The sequence below is a fragment of the Clostridium uliginosum genome (genome assembly GCF_900112485.1).
GTDB classification, from domain to species: Bacteria; Bacillota; Clostridia; order Clostridiales; family Clostridiaceae; genus Clostridium; species Clostridium uliginosum.
This window is the reverse complement of the sequence record NZ_FOMG01000012.1, coordinates 14,512-27,721: the sequence shown is the minus strand read 5'-3', so window position 1 is coordinate 27,721 and position 13,210 is coordinate 14,512. Positions and strand designations below refer to the sequence as shown.

General features: G+C 29.4%; 14 protein-coding genes and 1 pseudogene. 4 read left to right on the top strand and 11 right to left on the bottom strand.

Features of this window, described 5'->3' with window-relative positions; genetic code table 11:
- Window positions 1–129: 129 nt before the first annotated feature.
- Both BM027_RS09390 and BM027_RS09385 read right to left on the bottom strand, forming a co-directional pair.
- Window positions 130–741 (bottom strand): sugar O-acetyltransferase, encoded by a 612-nt coding sequence (locus tag BM027_RS09390; protein WP_090091173.1) that lies wholly within the window; start codon window positions 739–741, stop codon window positions 130–132.
- A 110-nt stretch (window positions 742–851) separates the two neighbouring features.
- Window positions 852–2,093 (bottom strand): MFS transporter, encoded by a 1,242-nt coding sequence (locus BM027_RS09385; protein ID WP_090091171.1) that lies wholly within the window; start codon window positions 2,091–2,093, stop codon window positions 852–854.
- Window positions 2,094–2,311: 218 nt separating this feature from the next.
- Between BM027_RS09385 and BM027_RS09380 the strand changes: the two genes are divergently transcribed.
- The 3 genes from BM027_RS09380 (at window position 2,312) to BM027_RS09370 (ending at window position 3,647) form a co-directional block, all read left to right on the top strand.
- Window positions 2,312–3,103: an AraC family transcriptional regulator gene (locus tag BM027_RS09380; RefSeq protein WP_090091170.1), complete on the top strand. Its 792-nt coding sequence runs from the start codon at window positions 2,312–2,314 to the stop codon at window positions 3,101–3,103.
- Window positions 3,085–3,204 (top strand): helix-turn-helix domain-containing protein, encoded by a 120-nt coding sequence (locus BM027_RS18890; protein ID WP_090091296.1) that lies wholly within the window; start codon window positions 3,085–3,087, stop codon window positions 3,202–3,204. Before BM027_RS09380 ends, BM027_RS18890 begins: the two co-directional genes overlap by 19 nt.
- 143 nt (window positions 3,205–3,347) lie before the next feature.
- On the top strand, window positions 3,348–3,647 hold the full coding sequence (locus tag BM027_RS09370) for a hypothetical protein (protein WP_090091168.1): 300 nt from the start codon (window positions 3,348–3,350) through the stop codon (window positions 3,645–3,647).
- Between the two features lie 438 nt (window positions 3,648–4,085).
- Here the strand turns inward: BM027_RS09370 and BM027_RS09365 are convergent, their stop codons facing one another.
- The 4 genes from BM027_RS09365 to BM027_RS09350 form a co-directional block, all read right to left on the bottom strand.
- The gene (locus BM027_RS09365; protein WP_090091166.1) at window positions 4,086–4,472 is read right to left on the bottom strand and encodes a VOC family protein; all 387 of its coding nucleotides are present in this window, start codon (window positions 4,470–4,472) and stop codon (window positions 4,086–4,088) included.
- Between the two features lie 15 nt (window positions 4,473–4,487).
- The gene (locus tag BM027_RS09360; protein WP_090091164.1) at window positions 4,488–5,447 is read right to left on the bottom strand and encodes a carbohydrate kinase family protein; all 960 of its coding nucleotides are present in this window, start codon (window positions 5,445–5,447) and stop codon (window positions 4,488–4,490) included.
- A gap of 111 nt (window positions 5,448–5,558) precedes the next feature.
- Window positions 5,559–6,917, bottom strand: a complete 1,359-nt coding sequence (locus tag BM027_RS09355; RefSeq protein WP_090091162.1) for a GntP family permease — start codon at window positions 6,915–6,917, stop codon at window positions 5,559–5,561.
- Between the two features lie 17 nt (window positions 6,918–6,934).
- A complete protein-coding gene (locus BM027_RS09350) occupies window positions 6,935–7,960 on the bottom strand; it encodes a zinc-dependent alcohol dehydrogenase family protein (RefSeq protein ID WP_090091160.1) in 1,026 nt (341 codons plus the stop codon).
- A gap of 474 nt (window positions 7,961–8,434) precedes the next feature.
- Here BM027_RS09350 and BM027_RS09345 point away from each other — a divergent pair, with 474 nt between their 5' ends.
- On the top strand, window positions 8,435–9,565 hold the full coding sequence (locus BM027_RS09345) for an ROK family transcriptional regulator (RefSeq protein ID WP_090091158.1): 1,131 nt from the start codon (window positions 8,435–8,437) through the stop codon (window positions 9,563–9,565).
- A gap of 128 nt (window positions 9,566–9,693) precedes the next feature.
- Here BM027_RS09345 and BM027_RS09340 read toward each other — a convergent pair.
- The 5 genes and pseudogenes from BM027_RS09340 to BM027_RS09315 all read right to left on the bottom strand — a co-directional run.
- A pseudogene (locus tag BM027_RS09340) lies at window positions 9,694–10,107 on the bottom strand (transposase); the annotation flags it as partial.
- Window positions 10,108–10,249: 142 nt separating this feature from the next.
- Window positions 10,250–10,432, bottom strand: a complete 183-nt coding sequence (locus BM027_RS18520; protein WP_242943303.1) for a hypothetical protein — start codon at window positions 10,430–10,432, stop codon at window positions 10,250–10,252.
- Between the two features lie 248 nt (window positions 10,433–10,680).
- Window positions 10,681–11,379 carry a LiaF transmembrane domain-containing protein gene (locus BM027_RS09330; RefSeq protein WP_090091155.1) on the bottom strand — a complete coding sequence of 233 codons (699 nt, stop codon included), beginning with the start codon at window positions 11,377–11,379 and terminating at the stop codon, window positions 10,681–10,683.
- 1 nt (window position 11,380) lies between these two features.
- Entirely contained in the window at window positions 11,381–11,836 is a 456-nt protein-coding gene (locus BM027_RS09325; RefSeq protein ID WP_090091153.1) for a LytTR family DNA-binding domain-containing protein, read from the bottom strand.
- A gap of 305 nt (window positions 11,837–12,141) precedes the next feature.
- Complete coding sequence (locus BM027_RS09315; protein WP_090091149.1) at window positions 12,142–12,759, bottom strand: DUF1062 domain-containing protein; 618 nt, start codon at window positions 12,757–12,759, stop codon at window positions 12,142–12,144.
- Window positions 12,760–13,210: the final 451 nt, after the last annotated feature.

Below are 13,210 nucleotides of genomic sequence, written 5' to 3'. Positions count from 1 at the left end.
ATTTTAGATACTAAACACTCACAAAAATACCTCTCTTTTTTTGAAATCTATCTTATACAGTATAAATTAAATTTAATCTAATTGTCAATGTTATTATACATAGATATACTAATCTTTGTAAATTAATTGTTATAAATAATCTTGAACATCAAATTCTCTATCCTTAAAATAGTATTTTCTATCATCATCTGTTATTTCTCGTACTACCTTACATGGATTTCCTACTGCAATAACATTATCTGGTATATCTTTTGTTACAACGCTTCCAGAGCCTATTACAACATTATTTCCTATCTTAATACCTGGATTTATTACAACACTTCCTCCTACCCATACATTATCTCCAATTATTACTTCAATACCATACTCATAACCTGAATTTCTTGATTGTGGATGAATTGGATGCCCTGCTGTATAAATTGATACATTAGGTGCGAACATAACATTTTCACCAATTACTACCTTTCCGACATCTAATATTGTACAATTGTAATTAGCGAAAAAATTATTACCCACTTCAATATTTTTACCATAATCACAGCGAAATGGTTGCTCTATAAAAACTTTATCATCAGTTTTCCCCAATATATCTTTAATCAATTCATCCATTTTATTTATTTCATCTGGACGAAGTAAATTATAATCATGTATTTTTAACTTATTTTTCATTCTTTCTTCACTAAGCCCATCTAACCAAGCTTTATATGGTAATCCTTCTAGCATTCTTTCTTTTTGATTCATTTCTCTATTCCCCTTTTCTTTATCTTTATTTTTGTAATTACTTTTTATTACTTTTTAAATTTTTCATAATTAATTATGTATTACCTTATTAGAATATTATTTATTTAATACTAATCACCTTTTGGTTCTTTATATTTTAATATAATAATTAAAATTAGAATAACACTATAAACTGCTGCAAATGCCAATGAAAATGCGATTCCATTTCTCATGGTTGCTGAATAAATCATACCTACAATAACCCCTGCAACTCCTTGTACAAAACTAATAAATGAGATTCCTTCTGCAATCAGATTATCATCTAAATGCTTCTGTGCAAATGCAAATGGAACAACTTGATGTATACCCACTCCTATACCCATGATTGCAGTAGCTAGTATAATAATAACGTAACTAGATATAATTAATGTTGCTATATAAATAAACGTTCCTACAAGAGCAGTTCCTGACATTAGCATTAAACTGGACTTTGTGCAGCCTTTCTTTGAAATATATATGCCTGCAGCACTTGAGAAAGCCATGACAAAAATATTGCAAGGAGCAAGCACAATAGCACTAATAGTTGCATTAGCCCCTAATTCTGTTTGCGCATAAAGTGGTATATAGTTACCACTACAAGAAATACATGTAACTATAAAAGTAATTAAAATAATTATGGGATAACCCTTCTGTTTTAGTAATTTTATAATCATTAATTCATTTATACCATTTCTATTTTTATGTAAATTTTGTCCTTTAGAATCTTCCTTTATGCTGCCTATACACATTTCTTTTTTCATCCTACTTGCCGGCATAAAACAGCCTACTAATAGCATCCCAATTACAAATAAAGGAAGTAGTATTGCAAGTGATATACGCCAATTCCACCTTTCTGTAAATATTCCGCAAAGTACTGGTCCCACAATGAGTACCAAAGAATAAATGGTCTGCATAATACCAATTCTAACAGGGTACTCTTCTTCTGGCACTATGTCATTTACCATTGTAAATACATTTGCCAAAAATAATCCCCAAAATAAACCTGAAGCACCTCTAGCAAGCAGAAATATAGTTCCACTTGATGCGGCTGCACTAATTGCAATGCTTAGAGCAAAAGCACCCACGCTCCATATATATAATTGTTTACGCCCAAAATATTCTCCGACTCTACCAGAAATAAGTAATGAAATACTCCTTGCTAATGGTTCTATTACAAACATGGTGTTGAACAAATCTAATCTACCGTATTCACGAAAAGCTGTAACTGCATATATTCCTGTACTACCAGTAAGGTAGGATACACATATATTTATTATAACCAACCCAATAAACACTAAGTTTGATCTGTTTTTATTTATTATTTCCTTTACCACAGTTCCCCCACCTTTGAATTAAATTGACTCTACATTAGTAATTAGTTTAAAAAGTTCTATGTATTTGTACAAATGCAGCAATATTAGTTTTATATTGTTGTATTCATTATTTTCTGATATTATAACATGATAGTTATGCAATTTTCTTGTATTATACTCTCAAAAACTGATACTATTATACTATTTTTATTAAATATTCATTTTAGGAGGAACTTATTTTGGAAAAATATTTATTATCATCCCAGAAAGATGCTATCAACCATGGAGACCAGCTTGCACCATATTCTTACTACCACTGTATCATACCAACTGTTTTGCCTGATGTATTGCTTCATTGGCATGTTGAAGTTGAAGTGACTTTTGTACGAGATGGCAGTGCAACTTATCAAATTGGCGAAGAAACTTTTCATTCTCAAAAAGGTGACCTAATCTTTATATCCCCTAATACCTTACATTCAGTTTATCCTATTGCCGGACTTACACAAATTTCTGACACTCTGGTTTTTCACTTGGATTTACTTGGTTACTCAGTTATGGATCAATGTACCCTCACCTATCTGCGTCCACTTTTTAATGGCTCTCTCCGTCTACTATCGCATATAAATCAAAACCATCCTTCATATTTAGAAATGTCAGCATGTATTAACGAAATTTTTATTTGTATAAAAAACAAAGATACTTATTTAGAGCTGATTTTAAAAGAAAAGTTATACCATCTTTTATACCTACTCTTTAAATATCAATGTTTTATGAAAACAAATATTTCTGGGACAACATCCATTTATATGGGCAAAATTAAAACAGTTCTACAATATATCCAAGATAACTACAAAGAGTCTATTTCTATATTGGAATTAGCAGGCTTATGCCATTTTAGCAAGACTCATTTTATGAGCTTATTTAAACAAACAGTAGGTATCTCCTGCGTTGAATACATCATCCAAGTTCGCCTCAGAGTTGCTAACGAACTTTTAAGACAACTGATTTATCCATCTCTGATATTGCCTTAGAGAGTGGATTTCACAATCTTTCTAACTTCAATCGCAAATTTAAGAGTTATTATCATATTACACCAACAGAATATAGAAGACACACCCACCCTAAATTATAATAAATATAAAATAATTGCTATAGCTAAATAGTTACAATTAATTTCTATAAGTTAATTTTTGTTACTTTTATATAAATATTTCCAAAATGTATACGAATATATAATTATAAAACAAAAACAATCTTAAATAAGGAGGGAAAAATATGTCAATAGATATTCCATCATATTATTATACAGATATTTATACACGTGTAAAGGGCGAGAGCCCAGAGAGTATGAAAGCTAAACTTGCTAAAGTTGCTCCTAATGGTATAGATAATATACATACTCGTTTAGATGATTCCAAACATATTGATTTACGATCAAATAGAGGACAATCAAATAACCAACTATCAGATGAAACGATTCAAAAAATAGAAGATTCTAAGAAAAATGTAGGCAACATAGATTTAGCTGCTGTAGAAAAAATCTGTCCTGAATATGAAATTATCTATTTAATATAAAAACTATGTCACAATAAAAAAAACTACGACAACACATATTAGTATTGTCGTAGGTTTCATGGTGGAGGCGAAGCACCACCACACACACTACACTTTCTTACTTAAAATAAACTTACTTCTCTAGTTCTCTTCTTAATTTCTTAATAAATCTAGCTACATATTTAGGTATGTTCTTCATCTTTCCCCTCTGGAAACATCTTATTATTTATTTTAGTATAATACTCCTAAATAGAGGATAGATGTGTCCCCTCTGACGAGCTCTATAAGCTTATACCCGTAAAAAAGCGTATCATTCCATCAGGTAGAATTCTATGTTTGGCTGGTTGGGGTTCCCTTTGGTAATTACCCGTGTCCACAAACAAGGTTATAGACTAACTGATAGATAGGAAGCTCTATTCTATCTATCAAATAAATATTAATGCTATTTTTATATTAATTTTATAATATTTGACTAAATTCTATTCTTTCTTTGTTTGGTCCTTCTATTGTAAAAAAACGTACTCCTTTATCCCAAAATGGAAGAAATTTAATTTTATCATTTGTTGTGTTTAATCCTTTTGTATTTATATATTCATATGCCTTTTCAATATCTGTAATATTAATTGCCACGTGATTTATTGCACCTGATTCCATTTTTGCAGAATTATTTTCATAAGTTTCTATAATTAAATTTCCTAATTTTAAAAAAGCTACTTTTTCGTTTGCTTCTTTATTTACTGTCTCATAAGCAATTTCAAATCCTAACTTTGTGTAAAATTTAATTGTTTTCTCTATATTATTTGTAGGAATTCCAATATGTGCAATTCCATCTGATAAACTCTTCATTATATATCCCCCATTCTACATTATCTCATTTACATTTTCTATAGTTGGCATAGATGCAATTGCCCCATATCCTTGTACACAAATACTTGCAACAGCATTAGCAAATCTCGTAAAATCTTCTAACTCCTCCAACGTTAATTCTTTTAGATTTTTTTCACTTCTACTTATTTTAAATAGAAAGCCTCCCCAGAAAGCATCTCCTGCACCTGTTGTATCTACTACCTTACTTTCAAAACCTGGCACTACCGTTCCTCCATCTTTTGTTGCCACAAAAGCTCCTTTTGCACCTAGTGTAACTACAACAACTTTTACACCTTGCTGGATTAATTTTTTTGCAGCTGCTTCTGGATCTTTTTCATCTGTAATAAGTCTAATCTCCTCATCAGAGATCTTCATAATATCCGCATAATGAATAACTGAACGCATTTCTTTCACAGCTTTTTCTTCACTTTCCCATAATGAATCTCTATAATTAGGATCATAAGAAATAATACTTCCAAAATCTTTTGCTTTCTTTAATGCATATAATGTAGTTTCCTTACTTGGATTATCTGTAAGTGATAAAGATCCTATGTGAAATATATGACTATTTTTTAAAACTGGTAAAGAAATTTCTTCTTTTTCCATCATAGTATCTGCCCCTGGCTTTCTTGCAAATGAAAATGTTCTTTCTCCTTGTTTATTTAAATCAACAAAAGCAAGTGTTGTAAATACATCATCGCTTAATACAAATCCTGTATTATCAACATTTTCTTTCTCTAATGTTTCTTTTAGAAATTTTCCATGAATATCATTTCCTGCTTTTCCAAGAAAAGCTGTAGATGCACCTAACTTACTTGCCGCTACAAGTACATTTGCAGGAGCTCCACCTGCATTCTGTGAAAATAACTTTTGTTCCTTTTCATTAAAACCCTGAAACGTAAAATCAATTAACATTTCTCCAAAAGCTGTAATATCAAATCTTGTTTTATTCATAATTCCTTCTGTATCCTTTCTATCAATTTGAATTCTTATATATTTAATGCTTTCTTTACATTCTGTATTATCTTTAATATATTATTAAAATTATTTTTATATCCTTACCTACTATGCGAAGCAAGAAATAATTAATGCACATAATAAACCTGTGATACCAATTAATGTCTCCATTATAGTCCATGATTTTAGTGTATTTTTTTCATTCATCTCTAAAAGAGAAGATACTAACCAGAATCCAGAATCATTTACATGACTAAATGCTGTTGCTCCTCCATTAATAGCACATACCATTGCAGCTCTATATATTGGAGATAATTCCGCTACTGCAGGCATTGTTGCCATAATCCCAGCTGCCATAGTCATTGCTACTACTGCTGCCCCAACCGATGTACGAATTAATGCTGCTATAAAAAAAGCTATAATGATCAATGGTAACCCACTCTTTTCCAAAGTCGGCCCAATAATTCCTCCTATCCCTGCGTTTTGTAGTACCCATCGAATGATACCGCCGCCAGTAATTACAAGCAAAATCATACCTGTAGGTCTTAAAGATTTATCTAAAATTTGCTTTAATTGTTCACTATTATACCCATGTTTTATACCAAGTAAATACATAGCAACAAGAGTAGCAATAATAAGTGCTACAAAAGGAGTTCCTAAGAATTCCAATATAGGCTGTACTGGTTTTAAAAACTGAATATATGTAGAAACTGTACTAAGTAAAATAAGTATCAATGGAATCATAATAATAGTTAAAACAATTCCAAAGCTAGGTAATTTTTCTTCTTCAGATTCTACAACGTCTCTAATATTACTAGGAAGTTTTAAATGAATTTTATTTCCAATATATTTTCCCCATAGTATCCCACTAACTAACATAGCTAAAATTCCTACTGGTACACCAACTAAAATCATAACCCCTAAATCAACATTTAACATATTGGCTACCAATACTGAACCTGCTGAAGGAGGTATAAATGCAAATGACGTTGCTAATCCTGCCAATAAAGGAATCACATAATATAAAGTAGATTTCTTTGTCTTCTTGGCAAGTCCAAATGCAAGTGGAATTAAAATTACGACCCCAGCTTCAAAGAATACAGTAATTCCTACTACAAGCCCAGTTACTCCTAATGCCCATCCTGCTTTCTTTTCGCCAAATTTATGAATCAATTTTTTAGCAACTGATTCAGCTCCTCCAGATACTTCTAGGATTCCTCCAAACATAGATCCAAGACCAATTAAAAGAACTATTCCCTGTAATGTGTCTCCAGCACCATATTCAACTGTTTTGATCAAGTTAGGTACTGGCATCCCAGCACCTAACCCAATAAATAAAGCAGATATCAATAATGATAGAATTGGATGGAATTTAAATTTCATAATTAATAATAGCAAAACTATAATTCCTGTAACAGCTGCTATCATTAACCTTGTTGGATCTGTTACAAATGCTTCATTTACCATAATAACTTTTCACCTTCTTATTTGTAAGGAGCTATAATATATTTACCATTTGCACGAAGTTCTGGCTTGCTTAAAATATCCTCTAATTTTTCAAGGCCACATACTTCATATATCATACTGCTTACATCTAATCTTGCTGAATCAATTAATTCTATTGCACGTTTATGTGTATATGGATTGATATAAGATGCTTTCAACTCTATCTCTTTTTGGAATATTTCAAAAGGTTTTAATGATATTGTTTCATCTGGTTTTGTTAAGCCAAACATCATAACAACTGCTTTATTACCTGCAATATCAATTGCTTGTTCAATTGTAGATGGACGTCCAACACATTCAATAACTACATTTACCCATGTCATTCCATTTTCTTTTAATTTAGCTTTTACATCTTCTTTAATTGGATCTATACAAAAATCTGCACCTAATTTCATAGCGGTTTCTCGTTTCTTTTCCACTGGCTCTAATAAAGCTACTTTTGTTGCTCCTGATAATTTAGAAAGCTGCATCATTAATAATCCAATCATGCCACCTCCAATAATTACAACATTGCTTCCTGGATGAATATTACACATATCAATTCCATGAAGACAACAAGCTACTGGTTCTGCCATAGCACCTTTTTCAAATGTTGTATTATCTCCAATCGGATAAATTTGTTTTTGATTTACACTGCAATATTCAGCAAAACCACCATTCATTGTTGTTCCATAACCAATCATATCTGTACAATAGTGAGCAATACCACTTCTACAATATTTGCAGTTACCACAGTAACAGTTAGGGTCTACGCATACTCTGTCTCCTTCTTTATACTTTGTTACATTTTTCCCCACTTTAGCTACTATACCTGCAAATTCATGACCAAGAATTGTTGGAGGTGTTACTTCTGCTGCACCTTTATCTCCTTCATAGATATGCACATCTGTACCACACACTCCACAAGCTTTTACCTTAACTAAAACATCATCTGGACCTACTATTGGTAATTCTACCTCTTTAATTTTCATTTCATGTTTTCCATAAAATACTGCACTTTTCATTTTTATTCCTCCTAAATTTTCTCTTTTGAATCACGCCTTATAGTTTTTACTTATGTTTAATAGGTGATTATAAGTTTATAATAAACGATTACTGTAAACGAATCAATTGTTATAAATCACAATTGATTCCTTTGTTTTTTGTATGATTTCACAATTTAATTTTTAATTACCTTCAATTCCAATTTGTTACAACATAATATATATATTAGTATCTGTACTAGTGATATAAACTAAAAAATTTAAATATAAGGCTGTATTTTAATTAAATGTTGAAATTTGATATGTTTATTTTGGTATGCTATAATTAGGCCGAATTTATAAATTAAAAAGTAATTTTCCATATTCAACACATTAATGCTTACATGGCAAATTAAGGGATGTATTTTTGTGAACTTTCTTTAAAAATCATAAATTTTCAAAATTATACTAAAACATAGCCAAATATAAATAAATATAGAAGAAAAGGTGATTATTATGACGACCACCGGAATGACAACAATGGAAGTCAAAAAAATTAATAAAAGCACTATATATTCTTTGATTTATTCTGAGAAATCAATTTCTAAACAGATGATTGCACAGAAATTAAATATAGGACTAACTACTGTTACACAAAATTTAAAAATATTAGAAGAAGAAAAACTCATTGAAAGAAATGGACATTATGAATCAACAGGAGGAAGGAAAGCACAAGCTATTCAAATTAATTGTACTGCACGTATTTCTATTGGTGTAGATATTTTAAAAGACTGTGTTCATATTGTTGCTATCACTCTATATGGAGACATTTTAAATAGTAGTACAATCGATATTAAATTTGAGTCTTCTGATCAATACTTTTACAAACTTGGTAATTCAATTAATAGTTTTATAGAAATGAATTTATGGCATAAAGACATTATACTTGGAGTAGGAATTGCCATTCAAGGTATAATTTCAAACGATGGTAAAACTATTTCTTATGGAAAGATATTAACTGATACAGGATTAAACTTAGATAATATTTCAAAGTATATTCCTTATAATTGTATTCTAGAACATGATTCTAAAGCTGCCGCCTATGTAGAATTATGGAATCATAAAAATTTAAAAGATGCCGTTGTATTCTTATTAAATAGAAACTTTGGTAGTGCTGTTATTGTAAATCGTGAAGTCCATTATGGTATAAACATGCATAGTGGAGTAATAGAACACATGTGTATCAACCATAATGGTCCTTTATGTTATTGTGGAAGCCAAGGCTGTCTAGAAACATATTGTTCTGCAAATAGTCTCCAAAAATCAGCAGGAGAAGATTTGGATTCTTTCTTTAAAAAACTTAGAGAAGACGATTCCTTTTGTAATAAAATATGGATTGAATATTTAGATAATCTTGCAATAGCTATTAGAAATTTAAATGTTATTTTAGACTGTAATATTATCGTTAGCGGCTTCCTAGCACCTTATTTAATACAAGAAGATATAAACTCCCTTAATGAACGTGTATCTGCATCACTACCCTTCCCAATAATTGATAATTTTATCACACTCAGTCATTATGGAGAATTATCTCCCGCAATAGGTAGTGCTCTCATATTAGTAGATAAGTTTTTAAAAACAATATAAAATATAAATTCTACTTAAAACATAGTAAAGAACAAAATCTCCCTACGGTCGAGTATAAAAGGTGATGCTCCAGCAAACATTGAACTGAGCCCAATTAAATGGACATAGTTTAAAAAAGATGCTTTTTTCTAAGCCGTACACCTTACTTCGATAGGGGTACGGTTTTTTAATACAGATTGAAATTTTGAGTTATTATACCAATAAATATAGCTATCAATTGCCTTAAATAATTCGTTCTTATTATCAAAGAAATTTTGATATATTAGTTCTGATTTAAGATGACCGAAGAAATTTTCAATACAAGCATTATCATAACAATTTCCTTTTCTAGACATGCTTAATTTAGCTTTATTATTTTTAATTATCTTTTTATATTGTAAAGATTTATAATGCCCACCTTGATCACTATGTACAATTAAATCACTTAAATCAAGTCCCTTTTGTTTAGAAAAAGCCTCATTAAAAGTATCCTTAACAAAATCCATTTTTAATGATGAACTTAATTTATAAGCTACAATTTCATTATTGTATAAATCCATAACTGCTGATAAATAGCCTTTTTACGATTTTTACCATAATATAAATATGTAATATCGGTAACCCATTTTTCGTTAAGCTTTGATGCTTCAAAGTCTCTATTTAATATTATATGTGTTTTTAAGAGTAACTATTATATTATATTTATCACAACCTTTCTACTTGAAGTAACTTTTTTAGATATTCTACTTCTACTTTTAGTCTTAAATTTTCTTCTTCTAGAGTTAATTCTTTACTACTACTTCTTCCCTTTGACAACCATTTATCTGCTCCACGACGCTCTTTAAGACCATCTTCACCAAATTCCTTATATCTTTTCTTTTGATCCACAACATTACTCGTCTACCATCTGTTAGTCCAAGCTCTTTTGCAATGGTCGTACTTCCTATATTTTTCTCAAGATAAAGTTTTACTGCTTCTAACTTTATTTCAAATGAATTTTCTCTTTGTTTTCTAGACATAAAATCACCCCATTAAGTAACTAATACAACAGCTTCTTTAACTGTGTCTACTTAACAGGGCTCAGTTCAACTTATATTTAGCACATTTCCTTTTTATAACAGGTTTTCTTATTTTATTTAGATATAAATTATTTCTACTCCTGAAAAGCTAACATCACCAACTAATGTTAAATTATTTGTTGTTATTTGATTATTTCTATTTTTTTCATTAACAGAACCCAAAAATACATTAGTTTTATCGTCAACATTCCAAGTTTTTGGTATATATAATTCTATTCCTGAAAAAGAAGCATTAATCCTAACTATAGCATTTTCATTACTCATGATTGCATTGTCAAAATACACCTTCATAGCTCCAAAAGAACAATTAAAGTCAGCTTGCTCAAACTTATCTGTATTTATATATTTTATACTAGCACCAAATAAATTTTTAAATCCAACATGACTTTCATCTTCTATATCAATTTTCTCAAACTTGTAATCTTCATGATTATGCTTGTGATTAATCCATTTAATGTGTTTATGAAAAATCATGGAAAGACCAATACTACCAAATAGTGCTGCAATCAATACAGTCCAAGGTGTAATAGCTGTAAGCCCTAATTGTTTATCATATATTATGCAAATAAATGCACTAGGAAATAGAATACCTGAAAAATTAAGACGAGGCAAACTTTTCACAATAACTACTACCAAAAAAACTGTTAACAATAAACTAAATATATTCACATCTGGGAAGTATCCAAGTTTACTTATAATCAAAAAAATACCTGCTAATATAAATAAAACTCCCCAAAAAACACTTTCTTTTTTCATCTTATTTCCTCTTTTCTAATAATTTAATTTTTAATGGTTTATAATAATATCTTGAAACATATACCTGTTTGTGAGTATTTTGAAATTCAACCTTACTTGCTGATGATAGGCTACGTGTTATGGAGTAAATATGATTTGTATTTAAAATTGTTGATTTTGAAACTCGCATAAAATATCCTGGCAATAATTCTTCAAGTTCATAAAGTTTATATTTTACACTATATATATTGTCAATGGTATGTGCACAAATCCCATTTTCTTCAGTTTCAAAAAATAAAATTTCTTCCAAAGAAAGATAATACTCAGTATCACCTCTGTAAAAAGTTATACCTTTCTTTTTCGATAGCATATCGCCAAGAATAATTTGAATGTGTTTAACATCTTCACTTAGTTCACTACATCTAATAATAAATTCATTTTCTTTAATTTTATTATCTAATTCAACTCGTATTTTCATATTTTCACTCCCCACAGTTATTATTATATTGATTCCTTTTTTGCTTGTAAATATAACAATAGTAAGTGGTTAGTTATTACTTGTAAGTGGTATATTTTTTATACAGATGTTATATTAAATTACATAAAATAATTCGCAGGATTTATCTTCAACCTTATTCTATAAAGCAAAGAAGAAGGAGAACCACCTCCATAATCCGGACTTAGTTCTCCTCCATTACTTAAATACATTATTAAGTTATCACTTATATTAAGCTCTATTGCTTCACTCTCTCCAGCTTTGTTTATAGTGATTTTTGAAATGACTTATACTATAGCTTCTAAAATTTCTATATTTTCTACTACATTTAAAACATGTATCTCCATTTTATCTCTTACTTTTATATTTAATGAATTTTTATTATCCTTAATGAAGATTACTCCTTTTTTATTCATATTTTTTATTTTGTTTCTTGAAATTCCAAGTGTATCACTTAAAAGCTTATCTACTCTGAGTTCTATTGGATACTTACAAACAATTTCAATAACAAGTTCATTTTCATTGATATAATATGCTTCTAATTTCTTTTGGATTAATTCATAATTAACGTCTTCTAGGATAACTTCAGCTTTATTTTTATTATATATACTTAAATTAAAAGCATATTCTCTAGCCAATTCTTTATCATTAGAAAGAAATTTTTCATACTCATCTTTATTAATATCATATGGTTTTATTCTTTCATATATTGTCATATTCCAAGTTGATTTACATTTTTCACATTGATAAATCAACCAAATATCAATGCTATTTTTATTTGCATTTACTCTAAATTTTTCACTATTTATATAGCGTGCTTTTTCATTACATTTAGGGCAATTCCTTCTTACTATTGGTAAATTTTTAGGGACTAGTTCCCATTGATATTTTTTAAAATAGCTCATTTTGCTCCTCCAAAGTCTTTATTTTTTAGGATTTGCAAAGGCTATTTCATCACATTTTTATCATAATGCAATAGCCTCTGCTATGCATTAAAAATATCTATTGTCATAAATAATTCCTCCAATCTTTTTTCTATATATATTTTATCAACTCTGCATATTACATAAAACCTCATTCTTATTTAATAAATAAAAATGCGCCATCCAGTACAAATTAGACAGCGCACTTTCTATTATCATATATTCTTTTTTTGTAAAATAATTCTTTGTATAGTTTTTGGTGACAAATAATATGTTTTTGAAAGGTTTTGAATAGATATTCCTGATAAATAATCTTCATATATCCTCTTGTTTCTAACCAGAAGTTCTTCTTTACTTTTGGTTATTGTAAATGTTAATATGAAAGTGCATAAAAGTTCCAACATGGAAATGTAGGAATTTATGCACTTTTTAT

Bases quoted from the DNA above. Each gene is read 5' to 3' on its own strand.
- BM027_RS09390 (WP_090091173.1), bottom strand. From the start codon at position 741: ATGAATCAAAAAGAAAGAATGCTAGAAGGATTACCATATAAAGCTTGG.
- BM027_RS09370 (WP_090091168.1), top strand. From the start codon at position 3,348: ATGTCAATAGATATTCCATCATATTATTATACAGATATTTATACACGT.
- BM027_RS09365 (WP_090091166.1), bottom strand. From the start codon at position 4,472: ATGAAGAGTTTATCAGATGGAATTGCACATATTGGAATTCCTACAAAT.
- BM027_RS09360 (WP_090091164.1), bottom strand. From the start codon at position 5,447: ATGAATAAAACAAGATTTGATATTACAGCTTTTGGAGAAATGTTAATT.
- BM027_RS09355 (WP_090091162.1), bottom strand. From the start codon at position 6,917: ATGGTAAATGAAGCATTTGTAACAGATCCAACAAGGTTAATGATAGCA.
- BM027_RS09350 (WP_090091160.1), bottom strand. From the start codon at position 7,960: ATGAAAAGTGCAGTATTTTATGGAAAACATGAAATGAAAATTAAAGAG.
- BM027_RS09345 (WP_090091158.1), top strand. From the start codon at position 8,435: ATGACGACCACCGGAATGACAACAATGGAAGTCAAAAAAATTAATAAA.
- BM027_RS09330 (WP_090091155.1), bottom strand. From the start codon at position 11,379: ATGAAAAAAGAAAGTGTTTTTTGGGGAGTTTTATTTATATTAGCAGGT.
- BM027_RS09325 (WP_090091153.1), bottom strand. From the start codon at position 11,836: ATGAAAATACGAGTTGAATTAGATAATAAAATTAAAGAAAATGAATTT.
- BM027_RS09315 (WP_090091149.1), bottom strand. From the start codon at position 12,759: ATGAGCTATTTTAAAAAATATCAATGGGAACTAGTCCCTAAAAATTTA.